This window comes from Bittarella sp. HCP28S3_D9 (genome assembly GCF_052065655.1).
Classification (GTDB): Bacteria; Bacillota; Clostridia; order Oscillospirales; family Ruminococcaceae; genus Bittarella; species Bittarella massiliensis.
Genome location: NZ_JBQHTP010000002.1, coordinates 271,681 through 292,842, shown reverse-complemented (window position 1 = coordinate 292,842; position 21,162 = coordinate 271,681). Strand labels below are relative to the sequence as shown.

Below are 21,162 nucleotides of genomic sequence, written 5' to 3'. Positions count from 1 at the left end.
ACAGGAGCGCGGCGCCCCCCAAGGCGGGGGCCCGCCGCTCTTTACACAGTGGGGGGAGGATCCCCCTATTTGCCGATCATGATGTTGAGGATCTCCACGTCGGTGGATTTCATCCCCACCCGGCCCATCCGGCCGATGGCCTGCACCGTCTCCTCCGGGGTGTTCATCACCAACCCCTCCCCGGCGCCAAAGGTGCGGTTTTGCAGGGACATGCAGTGGCTGAGGATGGCCGCGTCCACCGCCGAGGCGATTTTGGCCGCGCAGGAGGGTTTGGCCCCGTCGCAGACCACCCCCGACACGTCGGCCAGGGTGTTGACCACCGTGCGGCAGATGGCCTCAAAGTCGCCGCCGCAGAGATAGGTGATGGCGGCCCCAGAGGCGGCCGCAGCGGACACAGCCCCGCAGTAGGCGCTGAGCTTGCCCAGCCCCTTTTTCTGGTAGATGGCGATCAGGTTGGAGAGGACCAGGGCCCGGTAGGCCTTTTCCTCGCTGACCCCCAGCTCCTGGGCGTAGGCCAGCACCGGCAGGCAGACAGTCATCCCCTGGTTGCCGCTGCCGGAGTTGGTGACCACCGGCAGGGCGCAGCCGCTCATCCGCGCGTCGCTGCCGGCGGCGGCCCAGGCGCGGGCCCGGATCTTGACGTCGTCGCCGTACTCGCTGAGCAGGGTGCGCCCCACCTGGGCGCCGTAGGGGTGGGAGAGCCCCTCTTTGGCGATGGCGTAGTTGTACTCGATCTGGCGGGAGATCACCTTGCGCACGTCGTCCAAGTTCACCGTCTCGGCAAAGGTGTAGATGTCGGCCAGGTCCAGCAGCTCGTAGGCCTCGCTCAGGTGGTCCTCCACCGGGGTGTCGGCGCCGCCCACCAGCACCTCGCCGTCGCGCTCGACCCGGACGATGTTGGTGTGGGAGTAGCAGATCTCCACCACTGAGGTGTGCGCCCCCGCCGAGGCCTCGACGATGATCTGCAGGTTGGAGACCCCCTCCAGCAGCTCGGTCTCACAGATGCCGGCGTCCAGCAGCTCCCTGGCCCGCTGCAGGTCGGCGGGGGTGACGGCGGTCAGCACCTCCAGCCCCCGCTCGGGGTCGCCCCCCACCGCGCCCAGCACGGCGCTGGTGTCGATCCCCTTGAGGCCGCCGGAGTTGGGGACCACCACCCCCTTGACGTTTTTGATGATGTTGCCGCTGCAGGAGACCACCATCTTCTGGGGTTCCTCCCCCAGCACCTGGCGGGCCTTGGCGGCGGCCAGGGCGATGGCAATGGGCTCGGTGCAGCCCAGGGCGGGTACCAGTTCCCCCTCTAAAATGGCAATGTACTGCTCGTAAATATTGCGGTTCACGATCGACGTCCCCCTCTATTCGCGCGCCGGCGTGGCCGGTGGCTTGTCTTTGCACCCATTATACTCCTTTTTCAAGCGGGCGACCATCCCCCTTTTGCACGGGGAAAACTGCCGGTTGAAAGGGGGGAGCGGTTGTATTACAATAAAACGGTACGACCGGTTTGCGCCGATTGCAAGAAAGTTGAAAGAAAGGCGGGCGGCAGGATGAATACCATATTACAGACGCTCAAACAGGAGATGATCGACCGCGGCTACAAGTGCGTGGCCGGGAAGGGGGAGGGGGTGCTCTTCTCCTCCCACAAAAACGGGATCGCCCCCCTGTTGGACCTGTACGAGGCCCAGCTGGGCGGCGAGGGCGGCCTCTGCATCTGTGACCGGGTCTTTGGCAAGGCGGCGGTCTTTGTGGCCTACCTCTGCGGCGCGAGGGACTGCTACGCCTTTGTGGCCAGCCGCCCCGCCCTGGACCTGGCCGCCGAGCTGGGGATGCGGCTGGACTGCGAGACCGAGGTCCCCTTCATCGAAAACCGGGACAAAACCGGCCAGTGCCCCATCGAAAATTCGGTGATGGACTGTAGCACCCCCGAAGAGGCGCTGGCGGCCATCCGCCGGCGGCTGGCCGCGCTGCGGGGCTGAGCGCAAGCACCCCTGAAAAAATGTGTGAAAAATCCCTTTTTCCCCTTGCCAGAGGGAGGCGGTTTCTGGTATTTTAGAGCAAGTTGCAATTTTAAGATGTATGAGAGGGATGCCCATGTCTGTCGATCTTGCCCCGGCTGTCGCCTATCCGGCCCGCCCGACCCTGCCGTCTGCCCAAGCGCCGGCGGGCAGGCGCTATATCTACCTGGTGTTCACCCACACCGGCACCCGCTTTTCCAAGGTGCTGAAGATGGTCACCCGGGGGGAATACACCCACGTCTCCATCGCCATGGACGCCAGCTTGAACCGCCTTTACTCCTTTGGCCGCAACAGCATCAAAGAGCGCCCCTGGGAGGCCGGCTTTGTCTGCGAGCAGAAGGACGGCGGCGTCTACCGGGAGCTGCCCGGCACCCGCTGCACCGTCTACCAGCTGGAGGTGAGCGAGGAGCAGTACCGCCGCGCGCAGGAGATCATCGACCTCTTTTTGCGCCACCAGTCGGTCTTTAAATACAACTACCCGGGGCTGTTTTTCATGTCCATCGGCTGGGCCAAGCGGTGCAAGCGCCGGTTTGTCTGCTCGCAGTTTGTGGCCTATGTCCTCGAAAACAGCGGCACCATGCGCTTTCAAAAGGACTTCAGCCTGATGCGCCCGGCCGATTTGAAGGGCCTTCTCTACGCCCCGGTCTACACCGGCATGCTGCGCAGCTATTCGGCGGCCCGCGCCATGTGATGACGCCTTCTCCCGACAGAACTACTCCAGACGGCCACAGGGCCGTTTTTTTGTCGCCCGCTCTGCCGCTGTCCGGGAGAGGTGATCCCTTGTGCTGCCGCGTTGGCGTGCTACTGTGCAAAAGTTAATTTGCACAACGTTTTTTCTGAGCAGATGGCGCTTTTTATGAGATGGTGACAGTATTTTTTTGATTTTTTTACCAATGTGTACAAACTTTTAACAGAGTGGCCGTGGGCGTTGGAAAAAGGCCACCGATATGATACACTACAAATGTCGGCCCGAAGGCGGGTTCTGCGCGCGCTTCCCAATGGGGTCCGGCGCCCTTTTTTTGCCCGTTCGCCGCGCGGCGGCGGGAAGGGCAGTTTTTGAAGAGATAGGAGAGGGAGAGAAATTTGAGTAGAAAAATTGCGATTGAACGAGACCAGGTCTTCTACGGCTCGGTGCTGTCCCTGGCCATTCCCCTGGCGCTGCAGTCGGCGCTGATGTACAGCGTGACCACCCTCAACAGCATCATGCTGGGCGCCCTGGGCGAGATCCCCATGTCCGCCTCGGCCATTGCCGACCAGCCCTTCAACATCGTCTCGGGCATCTTCCGCGGCCTGACGCTGGGCGGGGCCATCCTCATTGCCCAGTACTGGGGCAAGGGGGACACCAAGGCCATCCGCCGGGTCATCGCCATCGGCATTCGCTGCTCGGTGCTCATCTCCCTGCTGACGGCCATTCTGGTCATCGCCTTCCCGGCCCCCATCATGGGCATCTTCTCCACCGACAAGGCGGTCATTGACGCGGGCATCGACTACCTGCGCATCGTGGCGCTGACCTACCCCATGTTCGCCGTCAGCAACTGTTATATGCTCTCCATCCGGGCGACCGAGAACGCCCGCACCCCGCTGCTGATCAACCTGCTCTCCTACGGGGTGAACATCCTCCTCAACTACGGCTTCATCTTCGGCAAGTTCGGCCTGCCGGAGATGGGGATCACCGGTGTGGCCATCGGCACTCTGCTGGCCCGCGGGATCGAGTTTGTCTGTGTGCTGGTGCACATGCTCTGCCTCAACAAGAAGGTGCGGATGAAGCTGAGCGACTTTGTCAAGCGCGACAAGCTGCTCTTCAAGGACTTTATGACCTATGCCGCCCCCTCCCTCCTCAGCGAGATGATCTTCACCATCGGCATGTCCGCCTACTCGGTCATCTTCGGCCGCCTGGGCACCACCACCATCGCCGCCAACACGGTGGCCGAGGTGCTCCACCGCATCGGCTCGGTCTTCTTTGCCGGCCTCTCGGGCGCCTCTTCGGTCATCATCGGCAAGACCATCGGCTCGGGCGACATCCAGCGGGCCAAGCTGCAGAAAAAGACCTTCAACGTGCTGGCCATGGGGGTGGGCCTGTTCACCACCGCCCTGCTGCTGGCCATCAAAAACTTCGTCCTCTCCCTCTACAACATCGCCCCTGAGACCTACGCCATGGCCGACAAGATGATCGTCATCAACGCCATCTTCATGATCGCCTTTGCCTACGAGTCCCTCTATGTCACCGGGCTGCAGGTGGGCAGCGGCGACGCCACCAACATCCTCATCTACACCACCGTCATCATGTGGGGGATCACCATGCCCATCGCCTTTGCGGGGGCCTTCTGGTTCAAGCTCTCCCCCCTGGTGGTCTTTGTCATCCTCAAGTGTGACTATGCCGTCAAGGGCGTTTACGGCTACTTCCGCACCCGGGGCGACAAGTGGATCAAGCAGGTCACCCGGGATGAAAAGGACCTGCAGGCGCAGGAGTAGACCCACTTCCCGCACAAAAAAGAAAATGGACAAAGGGGGCGGGCAGCCACAGCTGCCCGCCCCCTTTTTGCCGCGCTGAAAAAAAGCGGATATTTTCAAACCGCCTCATTGCAGAGGGGGGAGGAATGCGCTATGCTGGGGGTGCAAGGGGGAAAATGAGATGGCAAATGAGGAGAAAAAGGACTTTAACGCAATGCTGCACAGGGACGCGGGGATGCCCAAGACCCAGATCGTCACCGACCCCAGGACGGTGGCCAAATACGGCGGGGAGAGGATGTACTTCGCCCCGCCTATCGACTACGACCGGGTGATGCGGCGGATCCCCTTCGGCAAGGTGATCACGGTGGGGGCCATACGCGAGCACTTTGCCGCCCAGAACGGGGCCGACTTCACCGACCCCATCACGGCGGGTATCTTTGTCTCCATCGCCGCCTGGGCCAGTTTTCAGCGGCAGGGGGACGAGACCCCCTACTGGCGCACCCTCAAGGCCGGGGGCGAACTCAACCCCAAGTACCCCGGCGGCGTCGAGGCGCAGCGCGCCCGCCTTGAAGAGGAGGGGCACGTTGTCTTGCAGCGGGGGCGAACCAACCTGCGCTATTTTGTAAAGGACTACGAGCAGGCCTTCTTCCCCCTGGACGAGAGGGGATAGAGGGGAAAAAAGAGAGCCGGTCGAACAACTCGACCGGTTCTCTTTTTCTCGTTACTGGTGGGCAATCAGGTAGCGGATGCCCTCGACGGTGGCCTTGATGGCCTTTTCGGTGTCGTGGTCATAGGGGTTCTCCATCCCCAGGGCGGCCCGCTCCTGGTTTTGGATGACGTGCATCACCGCGCCCGCCTTGCAGCCCAGGGACTGGCAGACGGTGAAGAGGGCGGCGGACTCCATCTCGCTGCCCAGGGTGCCGGCCCGCTTCCAGGCCTCCCAGCGGTTGAGCAGCTCATAGGAGATGGGCATCCTGTCGGGAGAGTGCTGGCCGTAGAACGAGTCCTTGCACTGCACCACCCCGGTGTGCACCCGGTAGCCCAGCTTTTTGGCGCCCTCCCGCAGGGCGTAGGCGATGTCCAGATCGGCCACGGCCGGGAACTCGATGGGCAGGTACTCCTTCGAGGTGCCCTCGGCGCGGATGGCGCCGGTGACCACCACCACGTCGCCGCCCATGACGTCGAGGTTGATGCCGCCGCAGGTGCCGATGCGGATGAAATTGTTTACCCCCAGCAGGTGCAGCTCCTCGATGCAGATGGCGGCGGAGGGGCCGCCGATGCCGGTGGAGCAGACAATGACCTTCACGCCGTCCAAGAAGCCCTCGTAGGAGACGTACTCCCGGTTTTCACCCAGCTTGCGCGGGTTGTCTAAAAAGGCGGCGATTTTGGGCACCCGGCCCGGGTCGCCGGGCAGGATGGCATACTGTGCGCCCTTGACGTCCTCCTCGTTGAGTTTGATGTGGTAGGTCCTCCCGTCGTCGCCGACGATCATCTTGCTGAGCATGTACAACACACCTTTCTATTTTAATCAAATTTAATCAAACACAGGTTTGTAAAAATACACCTTCATTATACACCCGTTGGAAGCGTTTACACAATTCGGAAAATGCGCCAAGAAGCGCGGCCCTTTTTAGATAAAAAGTCAAGGCAAAAGAAAGGGGGACAAGGGCAATCCGCTAAAAATACGGGCTGCGAGAGGACAAAATCGGGCAAAAATACAATATTTGTGCGAAAGAATTGACAAATCTTTGCGGTCAACAGTATATTATGAATAGGTGGAAAACGCTTGCGCTTGCAGCGGCGAAACGTTTTGATATCGCCTGCCAGGCGGCTTTTTGAGGGGTCGGCCACCGGCAGTAAATGAGGGGCTTTGACCCCGTAAAGGTGGAGTGAAGAGTGGAGACCAAGCAGATTACCATCAAGGACATCGCGCAGAAGGCGGGGGTGGCGGTGTCCACCGTCTCCCGGGTGCTCAACGGCAAGGACCGGGTGAGCCCCGAGACGCGGCGGCGGGTACAGCAGATCATCGACGAGTACGACTACGTGCAAAACGCCGCGGCGGTGTCGGTGGTCAAGCGCAAGACCAACATGATCGGCGTCATCATCCCCGAGATCCAAAATCCATTTAACGCCTCCATCGTCTACGGGGTCGACAAGGTCTGCAAGACCCGGGGATACAACATCTGCGTCTTCTCCACCGACGACAAGGTGGCCGACGAGGAGCGGCTCATCCGCTCGGTGGTCAGCCCCCTGGTGGACGGGATCATCGCCATCACCTGCACCGACGGGCGCATCTATCTGGGCGGCCGCAAGCCGGTGGTGCTGGTGGACAGGGGTCTGGGCGCCGACGACTTTGACGAGGTGGTCATCGACAACATGGGCGGGATGCACCGCGCCTGCGACTACCTGATCAAAAAGGGGCACCGCAAAATCGCCTACATCTCCGGACCGCTGGAGTTCACCACCGGCCTGGGGCGGCTGCAGGGCTTTCGCAGCTGCATGGAGGAGCACGGCATCCCCATCGACGAGGACAATGTCTACGTGGGCGACTGGTTCGTGGCCGACGGCCGCCGTGCCACCCAGAAGATACTGGAGAGAAATCGCGCCGGTGCGGGGGTCACCGCCATTCTCTGCAGCAACAACCTCATCTGCAAGGGCTGCATCGAGGTGCTGCACGAGGCCAAGGTGGCCATTGGCGAGGACATCTCCCTGCTGGGCTTTGACGAAAACGATCTGGTGCACTACACCACCCCCAAAATCACCTATGTGGCCCGCCCCACCTACGAGATGGGGGAGAAGGCGGCCGAGATGCTCTTGGAGAAGATCGCCTCGGAGAAGAGCTACCTGGGGCAGAAGATGGTGATGCGCACCCGGCTCATCGAGCAGGGCTCGGTCAAGGACCTAAACAAGAAATAGCGGCGGAGGATCTGCCGAAAGAGAAAGACGACTGCCTTTGGGTGGTCGCCTTTTTTGCACTTTGGGCTTGCTTCTGGCGGGGGATTGCGGCGGACCAGCAGTTGATTTGCGGTTGGGGCAGACCGTGGTGGAGAGGGGAAGGGCGGGGTTCCCGCCTGCGGCCGAATGAGCGCGCCCTGGGGGGGGCGCTTCTCCCCGACCAGGCGGAGGAACTGGCGCAAAGCCAGCGCTGCAGCCTGCGGGCTGCCAGGGCATGGAGGTGCGGGGAGAGACGGCGGCGCGCATTCGCGCCTTCTGTGGTCCCCTTACCTCTTACCCCGGGAGTATCTGCCCGCGCTGGAGGAGTTGTCGGCGGTTTTGCCACTTTAAGAGCCAGCTTGGCAAGAGGTTGAGCGACCGGAAATGGATGGGCTGGATGCCCCTCTGTTTTGGCGAGAGCTGTGGGGGATCGCTGGAACCACTGGAAACGGGAACAGTTGGCCCAGGTCCTGTGGGAGGGGGAAAACCGCCCCGCCACAGGACTACACCGGCAAAGGCCCATGGAGACATGAAAAGGAGGGGGAAAGGATAGCGGGCGAGCGAGTGAGCGGGCGGCGGCCCTCTCCCCAGTCGGCTGACAGCCACCCCCGGACGAGCTGCTGGCCCTTTGGACCGAGGAGGTGGCGTGACAGATGGACCGGGAGGACAGTTCCATCGAGCAGGGGGCGGCAAACACCCTGCTGCGCTCCGTCTGCTCCGTGATTTCCCCGTGTCAAGGGGAGGGGGACGTGTCCGGCATTCCGCCGCGGGACGAGTGGCTGTCCTCTTTTCCAGCTCTGCTCGGGGGGAGCGCCGCCGCCCCCGCTTTGCCGGCGCCCCATCTTGTCGGATGAAGGACTGCGGCGGCCAGCTGACTGGGGAACGGTGCGGCTATGTCCTCTCCGACAAGCTGGCGCTGGCAACGGGGGTAGCGGCCTGGGGCCCTGCTGGAGCACAGGCGTTTTGCCACCGGCGAGCGCGTCCCCCTCTTTGAGACTTTGGGGGAGACGGTGCAATCTCTCCTCTTATGAATAGCCAACTATTTTTTTAAGGGGGAGAGGGGGAGATGCCGGGCGAAAAAGAGCCACTTCTGCGCTGCCCTTCCCCAACCCCGACAGAAGTGGTCGCGGGAGCTGGCCGCCGGGGGGCAGAGGGATGGCAGGGCGCAAAAAAAGAGCTGTTTGAACCGGTCAAACAGCTCTTTTTCTCTTCGGGAAGGATCACCGCTCCCCGCTGCCCAGGGCCTGTTCGGCCAGGCGCAGGGTGTAGACGGCGGCGGCCAGTTGGTCGGGGTCGCGCATCCCCTGGGCGGACTGGCGGTCCAGGGGGAACTCCACCACGTCGGCCCGCATGGCGGCGGCCATCACCGGCACCACGTCGTAGCCGGTGCCGTCGTAGTAGCCGACCCCCTCTTGAAACCGGCCCTTGAGGACGATCATCGCCCGCAGGTTGGCCTCTTCCGGCGGGGCGGGGAAGGCGGGCGCGCCGTGCAGCAGGGTGACCGGGCCACTGCCGGCGCCGTGCAGGGCGACCAGGGCCTGGCGGAGCAGGTCGGTGGGGGCGTCCTCAGCGCAGAGGAGGACGGGGGCCCCGCTGGCGCCCGCCGCCTTCAGCAGCGGGGTGTCGTCCAGGGCGGTCCTCCCCAGCTGCCAGAGGGGCATGCCCAGCTCTGCCAGGCGCTGGGCGTGCTCGGCTTTTTCGGGGAGCACCAGCAGGAGGATGCCTAGGGCGTTTGCCTCCTCTTTTAGCTGGGTATAGTGGGGTTCGGCGACGGCAAAGGGGAGGAGCAGGCCGTTGACCCCCGCCTCGGCGGCGGCGCGGGTGAAGAAGTGGGCGTCCTCCTCGCTGCGGCAGCCGCGGGTGGCGTCGGCCAGCAGGATGCAGCGGCTCATTGGGCCTGCTGCTCCCCGCCGTCGATGACCAGCTCTTTTAAGGAGGCGGCCAGCCCGGCCATGGACTGGATCTCGGAGGGGATGATGATCTTGGTGGCCCGCCCGTCGGCCACCTTCTCAAAGGCCTCCAGGCTCTTGAGGGCAATGACCTTGTCGCCGGGATTGGCCTCGTTGAGCAGGCGCAGGCTGTCCGCATAGGCCCGCTGCACCATCAGGATGGCTTCGGCCTCGCCCTCGGCCTCGTGGATCTTCTGTTCCTTGACCGCCTCGGCCCGCAGGATGGCCGACTCCTTCTCGCCCTCGGCCACCAGGATCTGGCTGCGCTTCTCGCCCTCGGCCCGCAGGATGGACTCGCGGCGCTGGCGCTCGGCCTTCATCTGTTTCTCCATGGCGTCCTGGATCTCGGCCGGGGGCACGATGTTCTTGACCTCCACCCGGTTGACCTTGATGCCCCACTTGTCGGTGGCCTCGTCGAGGATGGTGGTGATGCGGGTGTTGATGACGTCGCGGGAGGTGAGGGTGTTGTCCAGTTCCAGGTCGCCGATGATGTTGCGCAGGGTGGTGGCGGTCAAAAACTCAATGGCGGCCATGGGGTTGTCGACGCCGTAGGTGAACAGCTTGGGGTCGGTGACCTGGAAGAAGACCACCGTGTCGATCTGCATGGTGACGTTGTCCTTGGTGATGACCGCCTGGGGGGCAAAGTCCACCACCTTCTCTTTCAGGGAGACCCTCTTGGCGACCCGGTCCACAAAGGGGATCTTGAAGTGCAGGCCGGTGGCCCAGGTCTCCCGATAGGCGCCGATGCGCTCGACGACATAGGCGTTGGCCTGGGGCACCACCCGGATGTTGGCGACCAGGATGATCAGGACCAGGGCGACAAGCGCCAGCAGGATGTATTGCATTGTGACTCCTCCTCGTTTTGGTTATTGGGGTTTCTCGTCGGCGGGGCGGACAAAGAGCCGGACCCCTTCAATGCGGCAGACTTGCACCACCGCGCCCTGGGGGATGGTCTCGCCCCCCTCGCTGCGGGCGGCCCAGCTCTGCCCGCAGACAAAGACCCGCCCGCTGGGGGCCAGGTTGTCCACGGCCTGGGTGATGGTCCCCTCTTTGCCGATGACCATGTCGGCATTGGTCCGCTGGGACCGGCCGCTCAAGAACTTTTTGCACAGGGGGCGGGTGGCGGCCAGCAGCAGCCCACTGACCACGAAAAAGACCAGCAACTGCACCCACAGGGACTCGGTGAACAGGGAGGTGATGAGGCCGGCCACCCCGCCGGCGGCAAACCAGATGGACACCAGGGCCACGGTCGCCGCCTCGGCAATGGCGAAGACGGCGATGGCGACCAGCCATCCCACAGCGTAGATCATGAGCAGAGAACCTCCTTTGCAAGGTGACGGGCGGCGCCGGCGCTGGATAGTGCCGGCGGAGCGGGTGAGATCGGCCGGCAGGGGCGGGGAGCGGGGCGGACAAAAGCTGCCCGCCGCCGCGGCGCTCCGGCCGTTTGCGGTCGTGCTTTCCCGGGCGCAAAGCGCGCGGGGGATTTGGCTGTGGGGCAGGGGGCAAACAGGGATTGCGCCCTCTGCCCGGCCCTCTCGGAACAATGACCGCGTTGCGGTTATTATACCACAGTTTGGCCGGAAAAACGATTTTGCCCCCACAAATTGGCCGAATCCCCCAAAAGGAGGGGGCAAGCAGCGCAGCTGGTGCATTTTGCGGGGGAAAACAGCCCCTCTTTTGGCAGTTTTCTCAAAAGGTCGCGATTTGTCCGGCAAGATGGAGAAACTGGCGATATGACCGGCCTTTTTTGCCCCTTTGCGCCCTCCAATTTCGGCAGAAAGCGGATTGCAAAGGCCGTTTGCCCGGTGGTACAATAGAGGCAACAAGCGAGAACCGCCATCCGTTCGAGAGTTGAAGGAGGAACGCCCCATGATCACCCAAATTTATTCCATGCAGACCCCTGAAGAGGCCCTGGCCTGTGTCGAGGCCGGCGCCGACCACATCGGTGTCAACCCCACCGCCAAGAATTCCGGCATGAGCAAAGACGAGGCCATGGCCAAGTGCAAGGCCATCTTTGACGCCGTGGGCGACCGGGCCGTCAAGGTGGCCCTGACCATCGACGACACCCCGGAGGAGCAGATCGAGATCATCGAGAAGCTGCACCCCGACGTGCTGCACGTCTCCGGCGCCGAGGACGACGCCACCCCCGAGCAGGTGGCTGCCTGGAAGGCCAAATACCCCTGGCTGAAGATCATGCAGGCCGTTCCCATGAGCGGGCCCGAGGCCATTGAGCGGGCGGTCGCCTTCAGCAAGTTCTGCGACATGCTGATCCTCGACTCGGTGGTGCCCGGGGTTATCGGCACCGGGGCCGCCGGCATCACCCACGACTGGGCTTGGGATAGAGCCATTGTCGAGCGGGCCTCCTGCCCGGTCATCATCGCCGGCGGCCTGGGGCCCGACAACGTGGCCGACGCCGTCCGCGCCGTCAAGCCCTGGGGGGTCGACTCCCTGACCAAGACCAACTGCGAGAAGAGCCACATCGGCAAGAAGGACATCGACAAGGTGCGCGCCTTCTGCGAGAATGCACAGGCTGCCGCCAAGGAGCTGGGCATCTAGTTTTCCCGATACAGCAAATAAAAACTCCCTGTGCCAGAGAGCACGGGGAGTTTTTTGTCTGTGTGCAGAAAAAAGACTAGTGGTGGCAACCGCCCTGGCAGCCGCCCATTTCGCCCTGGCAGCTGTCGTGGTGACCGTCTTTTTCGTGGTGGCCGCCGCAGCCGCAGGAGGGGAGGGGGGCGAACTGCAGTTGCCCGTCGAGGTAGCGCTGTACGACCGCCTCAACGGGGCCCTCGCAGCCGCCGATAAAGGCGATGCCCTCGGCCGTCAGCTTGTTCTGGGCACCCTGGCCCATGCCGCCGCAGAGGACCAGCTCAACTCCGTTTTCCTTGAGCAGGTCGCCCAGCAGGTCGTGGCTGTGAATGAGGTTTTGGATCTGCCGGGTGGAGACGACCTTCCCCTCTTCGACGGTGAAGAGGGTGAAGTCGCGGGTCTTGCCGAAGTGGTGGGAGACCTGTCCGTCCAGGGTGGGGATGGCGATGATCACTTCTCCTCGCCTCCCATCAGGGCCTCGACGGCGTCGCAGGCGATGTCCAGCGCCGGGAGCTGCACCTCTTCGATGCGGCCCTCGTCGCAGAGGGCGGCCACCGCCGGGTCGATGGGCAGCCGGCCCAGGAAGGGCAGGGAGAACTGGTTCGCCACCGCCTCGGCCTTGCTGTGGCCGAACAGCTCGATCTGCTTGCCGCAGTCGGGGCAGGCGAGGTAGCTCATGTTTTCCAGCAGGCCCAGCACCGGGATGTGCATGGCGGACGTCATGTTCACCGCCTTGGAGACGATCATCGACACCAGGTCCTGGGGGGTGGAGACCACCAGGCAGCCGTCCACCGGCAGGGACTGAAAGACCGTCAGGGGCACGTCGCCGGTGCCCGGAGGCATGTCCACAAAGAGAAAGTCCACGTCCCGCCAGATGACGTCGGTCCAGAACTGTTTGACCACCCCGGCGATGACCGGCCCCCGCCAGATGACCGGCGTGGTCTCGGTGTCCAGCATCATGTTGATGGAGATCACCTGGGTGCCCTGGCCGGTGAGGGCGGGATAGATGCCCAACCCGTCGGACTGGGCCTGCTCGTGGATGCCAAAGAGTTTGGGGATCGAGGGGCCGGTGATGTCGGCGTCCAGCACGGCGGTCTTGTAGCCGCGCCGGGCCAGGCCGACGGCCAGCATCGAGGTGACGAAGGACTTGCCCACGCCCCCCTTGCCGCTGGCCACCGCCACTACGTGTTTGACCGAGGACAGCTCGTGGGGCTTCTCCAAAAAGCTGGCGGGACCCGCCTGCTCTCTCGAGGAGCAGGACTGGGAACAGCTGCTGCAGTCGTGGGTGCATTGCTCTGCCATCAAATCATTCCTCTCCATCTTCTTTTGCCGTTTTGCCGCACAGCTGGCAACAGGGGTGGGGCTGGCCCTCCAGTGCCCGGCAGCGCAGCCGGTAGCTGCCGCCGCCGATGAGCAGGGCCTTTCCCCCCACCACCGCCTCGGCCACCTGCCGCCTGGCGGCGGTGAGGATGCGCTGATAGGTGCCGCGGGAGACGCCCATCTGTGCGGCGGCGAGCTGCTGGTCGAGCCCCTCCAGATCCGACAGGCGGAGCGCCTCCAACTCCTCGACGCTGAGGCGGACGCTCCCCTGGGGATGGGGCGGGGAGAACTGGCTGCACCGGGGGACGAAACAGACCTCTCTGCACTTCTTGATGCGCGCCACAGCAGCCCCCCCTTTCGGCAAAGTGATTGAAACATTTATTTTGTGCAAATGCACAATACGGCAGTATTATACCGCACCCCAAAGGGGGCGTCAAGGGCTATTTGTCCCGGTGGCGGCGCAGGACGGCAAAGACCCCCAGGGCGATGAGGAGGACGGCCGCCGCCCCCAGGGCGATGTAGAGCCCGGTGGGGGTGGAAGTGGTGTCCCCGGTGAGGGGGGAGAGGGTGAGCAGGGTCGGATACACGGCAAAGCACTCCTTTCACGGCGCGGCGGGCCGCAGGGGCCCGACGGCGGTTTGAATTCCCCCTCAGTATAGCACAATTGCCGCTGTTCGGCGCCCCTGCCGGGGAAAAAGGGCAAAAAACACCCCGGCGAGGGGGAGGGGCGCTCCGCCCTGTCGGGGTGCTTGGCTGCTAGCTGTCGGGAAAGGCGGGGACAGCTGGAATGGGGTGGGCGCCGCTCACCGCCCGTGGAGGGAAGTGGGGCAGAGCGCCGGAACAGAAGAGGCGGGAAGGGGCGCGCTACTCGGAGAAGAGCAGCTGCCCGTAGGAGGGGTAGGGCCAGCAGTCGGCGGCGGTGAGGGTCTCCATCTCATCGGTGACGGCCCGCAACTTCTGCATGGCGGGAAAGACCTTTTCCCGGCAGTGGCGGGCGCAGGCCTCCAAGTCGGCGCAGTTCTTGGTCTCCAGCAGCGCCTCCTCTAGGGTGTCGACGGCCTCTGCAAAGCAGCCGCTGAGGGCGGCCAGCCGGTCGATGATCTTCTCCTCGCAGCGGCAGGAGAGGGCGGGGGAGACGGCGCGCTTGGCGCTCACTGCGGCGCAGAGCTGGCCGGTGTAGCGGCTGACGGCGGGGAGGATGTCCCGCCGGGCCATCTCCAACATGGTCTGGGCCTCGATGGAGAGCACCTTGGCGTAGTTTTCCAGCAGGATATCCACCCGGGAGCGCAGCTCCACCTCGCTGTAAATTTTGTGTTTGGCCAGCAGGGAGATGTTTTTCTCCCGCAAAAAGCAGGGGATGGCGTCGGCCGCTGAGGGCAGGTTGGCCAGCCCCCGGCGCTGGGCCTCTTCCACCCAGTCGTCGCTGTAGCCGTTGCCCGAGAAGAGGATCCGCCGGTGCTCCTTGACGGTGCGCGCCAACAGCTCGGCCAAGGCCTGGTCAAAGTCTTCGGCCCCCTCCAGCTCGTCGGCGAACTGGGCGAGGCTCTCGGTGACGATGGCGTTTAAGATGGTGTTGGGCCCCGAGATGGAGAGGGCGCTGCCGGGCATGCGAAATTCAAACTTGTTGCCGGTGAAGGCAAAGGGGGAGGTGCGGTTGCGGTCGGTGTTGTCCAGGGGGATCCTGGGCAGCACGTGCACCCCCACCTTCAGTTCGCCCCGGCCGCCCCCGTCGTAGCGCTCCCCCCTTTCAATGGCCTGCAGCACGGCGGTGAGCTCGTCGCCCAGGAAGATGGAGAGGATGGACGGCGGCGCCTCGCTGGCGCCAAGCCGGTGGTCGTTGCCCGCCGTGGCCACCGAGGCCCGCAGCAGGTCCTGATAGTCGTCCACCCCCTTGATGACCGCGCAGAGAAAGAGGAGAAACTGGGCGTTTTCCCGCGGGGTGTCGCCGGGGTCCAACAGGTTTTGCCCGCCGTCGGTGCGGAGGGACCAGTTGTTGTGCTTGCCCGAGCCGTTGACCCCGGCATAGGGCTTTTCGTGCAGCAGGCAGACAAAGCCGTGGCGGCGGGCCACCTTCTTCATGGTCTCCATGGTCAGCTGGTTGTGGTCGGCGGCAATGTTGGCGGTGGTGTAGATCGGCGCCAGCTCGTGCTGGGAGGGGGCCACCTCGTTGTGCTCGGTCTTGGCGTAGACCCCCAGCTTCCAGAGCTCGGTGTTCAGCTCCTCCATAAAGCCCTTGACCCGGGCCTTGAGGGCGCCGAAGTAGTGGTCGTCCAGCTCCTGCCCCTTGGGGGCCTTGGCGCCAAAGAGGGTGCGGCCGGTGTACTTGAGGTCGGGCCGCCGGTCGTAGAGCCGCTCGTCCACCAGAAAGTACTCCTGCTCCACCCCGACCGAGGTGCTCACCCGCTGGGTGGTCTGGTCGCCGAAGAGCCGCAACACCCGCACCGCCTGGCGGCTGAGGGCCTCCATCGAGCGCAGCAGGGGGGTCTTTTTGTCCAGCGCCTCCCCCCCGTAGGAGCAGAAGGCCGTGGGGATGCAGAGGGTGTCGTCCTTGATAAAGGCGTAGGAGGTGGGGTCCCAAGCGGTGTAGCCGCGGGCCTCAAAGGTGGCCCGCAGCCCCCCAGAGGGGAAGCTGGAGGCGTCGGGCTCTCCCCGGATCAGCTCCTTGCCTGAAAACTCCAGGATGGCCGCCCCCTCCCCGGTGGGGGCGAGAAAGCTCTCGTGCTTTTCGGCGGTGATGCCGGTCATGGGCTGAAACCAGTGGGTGTAGTGGGTGGCCCCCTTCTCGACGGCCCAGTCCTTCATGGCGCTGGCCACCACGTCGGCCAGCGCCTGGTTTTCCCGCCCCAGGCTGCGCCCCTCCCGAATGGTGCGCCGCAGGGCCAGATAGGTCTCCCGGGGGAGCCGCTCTCGCATCACCTCGTCGCCAAAGACCATGCTGCCAAAAACCTCTCTCACAGTGTTCACAGTCGATCCCTCCTCGTCTGGGCGGTGCTTTCCGCCCTGCTTTCTCTTTTTGCCTGCCACCGCGCACCTCGAGCGGGGGCAGCGGCGGGCAGTGGGGTGCTGTCTCAGGTCGGCCGGGCAGGGCGAGAGGCCCCGCCCTGGCGCCTGCTTTTTCGAGACCCAGACAAAAAAAGCGCTGCCGGCCCGTCGGGGCCTGCAGCGCCTTTGCTGTTTCTCTATGCCGGCCAGTATACCCCTGGCCGGGGCGGTTGTCAACACCCCGCCCGCCCTTTTTTCGGCGGGAGGGCGGGGCAAACGGAGGGGCCCGACCGATATAGGGGCTTTGGTGGGGGCGCAAAAAAAAATTTATCCAGTGGGCAGATCGGCCCAAAAAATGGGTTGACAACCGGCTTTTTCATCGGCTATACTTGCACCAGTAAGTGAACAAAGGCGTTCACCGTGGAAGGGACGAGGGCCCTTCTCCGGTGGACGCTTTTTTTGGTTGTGGCCGAGGAGAGGGCGGACACAGGGCAAGATGGGCGGGACAGGGCCCGCCAAACAGGGAAAGGACGGAGTAGCAGTGGATTACACCGTGGGAGAGATCCTCCAATTTGTGGAGGAAAACGACGTCAAGTTCATTCGGCTGGCGTTTTGCGACGTCTTTGGGCGGCCGAAAAACATCGCCATCATGGCCGACCAATTGGAGAGGGCCTTTTCCTCCGGCATCTCCTTTGACGCCTCGGCGGTGCGGGGCTTTTTGCAGGTGGAGGAGTCGGATCTCTTCCTCTTCCCCGACCCGGGGACGATGGCCATTCTGCCATGGCGGCCGCAGCAGGGGCGGGTGGTGCGGTTTTTCTGCCATATCCGCCATCCGGACGGGCGGCCCTTTGCCGGGGATGGGCGCTACCTCCTCCGCCAAGCTGAAGGGGCGCTGGCCGAGATGGGCTACACTGCCAAGGTGGGAGCCGAGTGCGAGTTCTACCTCTTTTTGCAGGGGGAGGACGGCGCGCCCACCAAGATCCCCTTTGACCGGGCGGGCTACCTGGATATGGCGCCCCTCGACCGGGGGGAAAATATTCGCCGGGAGATCTGTCTGACGCTGGAGGAAATGGGCATCCTCCCCGAGAGCTCCCACCACGAGCAGGGGCCGGGGCAAAATGAGGTGGACTTTAAGTACGCCGATCCCCTGCGGGCGGCCGATGACCTCACCACCTTTCGCTCGGTGGTGCGGGTGGTGGCGGCGCAAAATGGCCTCTGCGCCAGCTTTGACCCCAAACCCCTGCCCGACGCCAGCGGCAGCGGGCTGCACGTCAACCTCTCGCTGCACCGGGACGGGGTCAATCTCTTTCGGGCCCAGGGCCAGGGGCACAGCCGAGAGGCGGAGGCCTTTCTCGCCGGGATCCTCAACCGGGTGGAGGAGATCACCGCCTTTTTAAACCCTCTGTCCCAGTCCTACGAGCGGCTGGGCCGCTGCGAGGCGCCGGGATACCTCTCCTGGTCCCACCAGAATCGCTCCCAGCTCATCCGCATTCCGGCGGCGGCCGGCCCCTATGCCCGCATGGAGCTGCGCTCCCCCGACCCGGCCTGCAACCCCTACCTGGCCTTTGCCCTGTTGCTGCGCGCCGGGGCCGAGGGGGTGCGGGAGAAAAAGGCCCTCTGCCCCCCCTGCGATCACAACCTCTACACCGCCCCGAAAGAAATTTTGCGGGGGGTGCGCCCCCTGCCCAAGGACTTTGCCGCCGCTGCGCAGCTGGCCAGGGAGAGCGCCTTTGTGCGGGCAGCGCTCCCCCAGGGGGTCGTGGACAGTCTGCTTGGCGGCCAGCAGCCCCGCTAAAGGGGCGGCCGTGTGCGGGAAAGGGGGAGTGAGCGATGATGACGGCCCTGTTGGTGCAGCGCGCCAGCGACGGCGGACCGCTGCCGGACCTGCTGAAACAGGCGGGCTATGGCCAGGTGGTGAGCGCCTGTTCAGGGGCGCGGGCCCGGCAGCTCGTCGCCCGGCAGACCTTTGACTTGATCCTCTGCAACGCCCCCCTGCAGGACGAGACGGGGGAGCCATTTTGCTGCGACTGCGCCGCCAGGACCGACGCCGGGGTGGTGCTGATTGTGGGGAGGGAGCGCGCCGGCGAGGTGGGGGAGCGGGTGGGCCACTGCGGGGTGTTCACCGTGTCAAAACCCATGAGCCAGCCGCTGTTTTTCCAGGCGGTGCGGATGGCCCAGATCGCCCGGCAGCGGCTCTACACCCTGCGGCGGGAGAATGTCGAGCTGCAGAAGAAAATCGACGAGATCCGGCTGGTGGACCGGGCCAAGTGCGCCCTGATCCAGTATTTGCAGATGAGCGAGCCCCAGGCCCACCGCTACCTCGAAAAGCAGGCCATGGACATGCGCCTCACCCGGGCTGAGGTGGCCCGCAGTGTGTTGCAGACTTACGAGAAAGAGTGAGGGATTGGGGGGACCGACGGTGACATACCGCTTTACCAAGATGCAGGGGTGCGGCAACGACTACCTCTACTTTGACTGTTTTGCCCAGCCGGTCACCGACCCGGCGGGACTTGCCCGACGCTTTTCCGACCGGCATTTTGGGGTGGGGAGCGACGGGGTCATCCTCATCCTCCCCAGCGAGGTGGCCGACGCGCGGATGCGCATCTTCAACGCTGACGGCAGCGAGGGGAAGATGTGCGGCAACGGGGTGCGCTGTGTGGGAAAATACCTCTACGACAGCGGGCGCTGCAAAAAGACCGCGCTGCGCGTCGAGACCGGCAGCGGCATCAAGGCGTTGCAGCTGGAGGTGGCGGGGGGCGTTGCGCGCCGGGCCACCGTGGGGATGGGCCCGCCCGATCTGCGCCCGGCGGCGGTGCCGGTGCTGCTGCAGGGGGAGCGGGTGGTAAATGCGCCGGTCAAGATCGGGGGACAGCGCTGGCAGATCACCTGTGTGAGCATGGGCAACCCCCACTGTGTGGTCTTTGTCGACTGTGTGGACGAACTGGACCTGACGGTCCTGGGGCCCCTGTTTGCGGGGAGCGGCCTCTTCCCCGAGGGGATAAACGCGGAGTTTGTACAGCCGCTGGGGGAGCGGGCCATCAAGATGCGGGTCTACGAGCGGGGCAGCGGCGAGACCTTGGCCTGCGGCACCGGGGCCTGCGCGGCGGCGGTGGCCGCCATCGCCGCCGGCCGTTGCCGCCGGGAAGAGGAGATCGCCGTCTCGCTGCCCGGGGGACAGCTGCAAGTCCGCTGGGGAGAGAGGGAGTGCTATTTGAGCGGCCCGGCGGAGACGGTTTTCTGCGGCCAGCTGGAGTGGTAAACAGAGGACTCGGAGAGCGAGTGGGGAGGAAGAGAGATGCAACAGAAGAAGAGAAAGTACGTATTTGTCACCGGCGGGGTGGTGTCCGGGCTGGGCAAGGGGATCACGGCCGCCTCTCTGGGTAGGTTGCTCAAGAGCCGGGGGCTCAAGGTCATGGCCCAGAAGTTGGACCCCTACATCAACGTGGACCCCGGCACCATGAGCCCCTACCAACACGGCGAGGTCTTTGTCACCGAGGACGGGGCCGAGACCGACCTGGACCTGGGCCACTACGAGCGCTTTATCGACGAGAATCTCAACCGATTTTCCAACCTCACCACCGGCAAGGTCTACTGGAACGTGCTGCAAAAGGAGCGGCGGGGGGAGTATCTGGGCGAGACGGTGCAGGTCATCCCCCACATCACCGGCGAGATTAAGGACTTTATCTACTCGGTGGGGGAGCGCGACGACGCCGACGTGGTGATCACCGAGATCGGCGGCACCACCGGCGACATCGAGAGCCTGCCCTTTTTGGAGGCCATCCGCCAGGTGGACCAGGAACAGGGGCCGGGGAACTGCCTCTTCATCCACGTGACCTTGGTGCCCTATATCCCCGGGTCGGAGGAGTACAAGTCAAAGCCCACCCAGCACTCGGTAAAGGAGCTGATGAGCCTGGGCATCCGCCCCGACATCATCGTCACCCGCTCCGACGGGCCCATCGGCGAAGAGGTGCGGGAGAAGATCGCCCTCTTTTGCAATGTGGAGCCCGACTGCATCATTGAAAACATCACCCTGCCGGTGCTCTATCAGGCCCCCAAGATGCTGGAGGAACAGCACTTCTCCGACATCGTGCTGCGGGGGCTGGGGCTGGAGGAACTGCCCCCTTGCGACCTGGCGGAGTGGGACGAGATGCTGCGCCGGATCGGCGCCTGCCGGGGCGAGGTGGAGATCGCCCTGGTGGGCAAATACGTCCGGCTGCACGACGCCTACCTCTCGGTGGCGGAGGCGCTGCGCCACGCGGGCTGCGCCCACGGGGTGGAGGTGACCATTCGCTGGGTGGAGGCCGAAGAGGTGACCGACGACACTGCCGAGGCCCTGTTGGGCGGTTGCAGCGGGGTGCTGGTGCCCGGCGGATTTGGCGACCGGGGGGTGGAGGGCAAGATCGCCGCCTGCCGCTACGCCCGGGAGAACGACATCCCCTACCTGGGCATCTGCCTGGGGATGCAGGTGGCGGTCATCGAGTTTGCCCGCCACGCCCTGGGCTGGGCGGGGGCTAATTCCAGCGAGTTTGCCCCCGATACCCCCTACCCGGTCATCGACCTGATGCCCGATCAACAGGGGGTCGTCTCCAAGGGGGGGACCATGCGGCTGGGGGCCTATCCCTGCGCCCTGGCCGAGGGGTCGCTCCTGCGGGAGGCTTACGGCGAAGCCGCTGTTTCGGAGCGCCACCGCCACCGTTACGAGTTCAATTCCCGCTTCCGCGCCGCCTTTGAAGAGGGGGGGATGCGGGTCGTCGGCACCTCGCCCGACGGCCGCCTGGTGGAGGCGGTGGAGATCCCCCACAACCGCTTCTTTGTGGGGGTGCAGTATCACCCCGAGTTCAAGAGCCGGCCCAACCGCCCCCACCCCGCCTTCTGCGCCTTTGTGGGGGCCGCCATGGAGCGGGGGAGAGGGGACAAATAGGCCAACA

The 21,162-nt window shown here is 64.4% G+C and carries 20 protein-coding genes; 10 read left to right on the top strand and 10 right to left on the bottom strand.

The window, feature by feature from the left end; translation table 11 throughout:
* Positions 1-65 precede the first annotated feature (65 nt).
* Positions 66-1,337 (bottom strand): L-cysteine desulfidase family protein, encoded by a 1,272-nt coding sequence (locus ACTNAU_RS02770; protein ID WP_256135225.1) that lies wholly within the window; start codon positions 1,335-1,337, stop codon positions 66-68.
* Between the two features lie 204 nt (positions 1,338-1,541).
* Between ACTNAU_RS02770 and ACTNAU_RS02765 the strand changes: the two genes are divergently transcribed.
* The 4 genes from ACTNAU_RS02765 (at position 1,542) to ACTNAU_RS02750 (ending at position 5,130) form a co-directional block, all read left to right on the top strand.
* Complete coding sequence (locus ACTNAU_RS02765; protein WP_216400832.1) at positions 1,542-1,970, top strand: DUF1893 domain-containing protein; 429 nt, start codon at positions 1,542-1,544, stop codon at positions 1,968-1,970.
* 115 nt (positions 1,971-2,085) lie between these two features.
* Positions 2,086-2,700 carry a hypothetical protein gene (locus tag ACTNAU_RS02760; RefSeq protein ID WP_185915598.1) on the top strand — a complete coding sequence of 205 codons (615 nt, stop codon included), beginning with the start codon at positions 2,086-2,088 and terminating at the stop codon, positions 2,698-2,700.
* A 392-nt stretch (positions 2,701-3,092) separates the two neighbouring features.
* Complete coding sequence (locus tag ACTNAU_RS02755; protein ID WP_185915599.1) at positions 3,093-4,481, top strand: MATE family efflux transporter; 1,389 nt, start codon at positions 3,093-3,095, stop codon at positions 4,479-4,481.
* A 160-nt stretch (positions 4,482-4,641) separates the two neighbouring features.
* Positions 4,642-5,130: an MGMT family protein gene (locus ACTNAU_RS02750; protein WP_441097479.1), complete on the top strand. Its 489-nt coding sequence runs from the start codon at positions 4,642-4,644 to the stop codon at positions 5,128-5,130.
* A 51-nt stretch (positions 5,131-5,181) separates the two neighbouring features.
* On the opposite strand, the gene udp is transcribed toward ACTNAU_RS02750, so the two are convergent.
* Positions 5,182-5,964, bottom strand: coding sequence for a uridine phosphorylase (udp, locus tag ACTNAU_RS02745; protein ID WP_243164334.1), 783 nt, complete (start codon positions 5,962-5,964; stop codon positions 5,182-5,184).
* Positions 5,965-6,356: 392 nt separating this feature from the next.
* Here udp and ACTNAU_RS02740 point away from each other — a divergent pair, with 392 nt between their 5' ends.
* Positions 6,357-7,376, top strand: a complete 1,020-nt coding sequence (locus tag ACTNAU_RS02740) for a LacI family DNA-binding transcriptional regulator (RefSeq protein ID WP_216400834.1) — start codon at positions 6,357-6,359, stop codon at positions 7,374-7,376.
* A 1,238-nt stretch (positions 7,377-8,614) separates the two neighbouring features.
* Here the strand turns inward: ACTNAU_RS02740 and ACTNAU_RS02735 are convergent.
* From ACTNAU_RS02735 to ACTNAU_RS02725, 3 genes are read right to left on the bottom strand one after another with little or no spacing between them, the layout of a single operon-like run.
* Positions 8,615-9,286, bottom strand: a complete 672-nt coding sequence (locus ACTNAU_RS02735; protein ID WP_256135221.1) for an N-acetylneuraminate synthase family protein — start codon at positions 9,284-9,286, stop codon at positions 8,615-8,617.
* Positions 9,283-10,188: an SPFH domain-containing protein gene (locus tag ACTNAU_RS02730; protein WP_441097478.1), complete on the bottom strand. Its 906-nt coding sequence runs from the start codon at positions 10,186-10,188 to the stop codon at positions 9,283-9,285. The genes ACTNAU_RS02735 and ACTNAU_RS02730 overlap by 4 nt, the downstream gene beginning before the upstream one ends.
* Before the next feature lie 21 nt (positions 10,189-10,209).
* Positions 10,210-10,653, bottom strand: a complete 444-nt coding sequence (locus ACTNAU_RS02725; protein ID WP_185915604.1) for an NfeD family protein — start codon at positions 10,651-10,653, stop codon at positions 10,210-10,212.
* A 559-nt stretch (positions 10,654-11,212) separates the two neighbouring features.
* Between ACTNAU_RS02725 and ACTNAU_RS02720 the strand changes: the two genes are divergently transcribed.
* The gene (locus tag ACTNAU_RS02720; protein WP_441097477.1) at positions 11,213-11,899 is read left to right on the top strand and encodes a phosphoribosylanthranilate isomerase; all 687 of its coding nucleotides are present in this window, start codon (positions 11,213-11,215) and stop codon (positions 11,897-11,899) included.
* Positions 11,900-11,975: 76 nt separating this feature from the next.
* On the opposite strand, the gene ACTNAU_RS02715 is transcribed toward ACTNAU_RS02720, so the two are convergent.
* The 5 genes from ACTNAU_RS02715 to ACTNAU_RS02695 all read right to left on the bottom strand — a co-directional run bounded on the left by ACTNAU_RS02715 (position 11,976) and on the right by ACTNAU_RS02695 (position 16,216).
* Positions 11,976-12,386, bottom strand: a complete 411-nt coding sequence (locus tag ACTNAU_RS02715; RefSeq protein WP_256135220.1) for a NifB/NifX family molybdenum-iron cluster-binding protein — start codon at positions 12,384-12,386, stop codon at positions 11,976-11,978.
* Positions 12,383-13,234 carry an Mrp/NBP35 family ATP-binding protein gene (locus ACTNAU_RS02710; RefSeq protein ID WP_185915606.1) on the bottom strand — a complete coding sequence of 284 codons (852 nt, stop codon included), beginning with the start codon at positions 13,232-13,234 and terminating at the stop codon, positions 12,383-12,385. The genes ACTNAU_RS02715 and ACTNAU_RS02710 overlap by 4 nt, the downstream gene beginning before the upstream one ends.
* 4 nt (positions 13,235-13,238) lie before the next feature.
* Positions 13,239-13,595, bottom strand: coding sequence for a DUF134 domain-containing protein (locus tag ACTNAU_RS02705; protein ID WP_059003460.1), 357 nt, complete (start codon positions 13,593-13,595; stop codon positions 13,239-13,241).
* A gap of 97 nt (positions 13,596-13,692) precedes the next feature.
* The gene (locus ACTNAU_RS02700; RefSeq protein WP_216400837.1) at positions 13,693-13,839 is read right to left on the bottom strand and encodes a hypothetical protein; all 147 of its coding nucleotides are present in this window, start codon (positions 13,837-13,839) and stop codon (positions 13,693-13,695) included.
* Between the two features lie 277 nt (positions 13,840-14,116).
* Positions 14,117-16,216: a glutamine synthetase III family protein gene (locus tag ACTNAU_RS02695; protein ID WP_441097476.1), complete on the bottom strand. Its 2,100-nt coding sequence runs from the start codon at positions 16,214-16,216 to the stop codon at positions 14,117-14,119.
* A 559-nt stretch (positions 16,217-16,775) separates the two neighbouring features.
* Here ACTNAU_RS02695 and ACTNAU_RS02690 point away from each other — a divergent pair.
* From ACTNAU_RS02690 to ACTNAU_RS02675, 4 genes are read left to right on the top strand one after another with little or no spacing between them, the layout of a single operon-like run.
* On the top strand, positions 16,776-18,029 hold the full coding sequence (locus tag ACTNAU_RS02690; protein ID WP_441097475.1) for a glutamine synthetase family protein: 1,254 nt from the start codon (positions 16,776-16,778) through the stop codon (positions 18,027-18,029).
* A gap of 35 nt (positions 18,030-18,064) precedes the next feature.
* On the top strand, positions 18,065-18,634 hold the full coding sequence (locus ACTNAU_RS02685) for an ANTAR domain-containing response regulator (RefSeq protein WP_256135217.1): 570 nt from the start codon (positions 18,065-18,067) through the stop codon (positions 18,632-18,634).
* A 19-nt stretch (positions 18,635-18,653) separates the two neighbouring features.
* Entirely contained in the window at positions 18,654-19,493 is an 840-nt protein-coding gene (gene dapF, locus ACTNAU_RS02680) for a diaminopimelate epimerase (RefSeq protein WP_441097474.1), read from the top strand.
* Positions 19,494-19,529: 36 nt separating this feature from the next.
* Positions 19,530-21,155: a CTP synthase gene (locus ACTNAU_RS02675; protein WP_441097473.1), complete on the top strand. Its 1,626-nt coding sequence runs from the start codon at positions 19,530-19,532 to the stop codon at positions 21,153-21,155.
* Positions 21,156-21,162 lie beyond the last annotated feature (7 nt).

Coding starts and splice junctions, on each gene's coding strand:
- ACTNAU_RS02765 (WP_216400832.1), top strand. CDS start 1,542: ATGAATACCATATTACAGACGCTCAAACAGGAGATGATCGACCGCGGC.
- ACTNAU_RS02760 (WP_185915598.1), top strand. CDS start 2,086: ATGTCTGTCGATCTTGCCCCGGCTGTCGCCTATCCGGCCCGCCCGACC.
- ACTNAU_RS02750 (WP_441097479.1), top strand. CDS start 4,642: ATGGCAAATGAGGAGAAAAAGGACTTTAACGCAATGCTGCACAGGGAC.
- udp (WP_243164334.1), bottom strand. CDS start 5,964: ATGCTCAGCAAGATGATCGTCGGCGACGACGGGAGGACCTACCACATC.
- ACTNAU_RS02735 (WP_256135221.1), bottom strand. CDS start 9,286: ATGAGCCGCTGCATCCTGCTGGCCGACGCCACCCGCGGCTGCCGCAGC.
- ACTNAU_RS02730 (WP_441097478.1), bottom strand. CDS start 10,188: ATGCAATACATCCTGCTGGCGCTTGTCGCCCTGGTCCTGATCATCCTG.
- ACTNAU_RS02725 (WP_185915604.1), bottom strand. CDS start 10,653: ATGATCTACGCTGTGGGATGGCTGGTCGCCATCGCCGTCTTCGCCATT.
- ACTNAU_RS02720 (WP_441097477.1), top strand. CDS start 11,213: ATGATCACCCAAATTTATTCCATGCAGACCCCTGAAGAGGCCCTGGCC.
- ACTNAU_RS02710 (WP_185915606.1), bottom strand. CDS start 13,234: ATGGCAGAGCAATGCACCCACGACTGCAGCAGCTGTTCCCAGTCCTGC.
- ACTNAU_RS02685 (WP_256135217.1), top strand. CDS start 18,065: ATGATGACGGCCCTGTTGGTGCAGCGCGCCAGCGACGGCGGACCGCTG.
- ACTNAU_RS02675 (WP_441097473.1), top strand. CDS start 19,530: ATGCAACAGAAGAAGAGAAAGTACGTATTTGTCACCGGCGGGGTGGTG.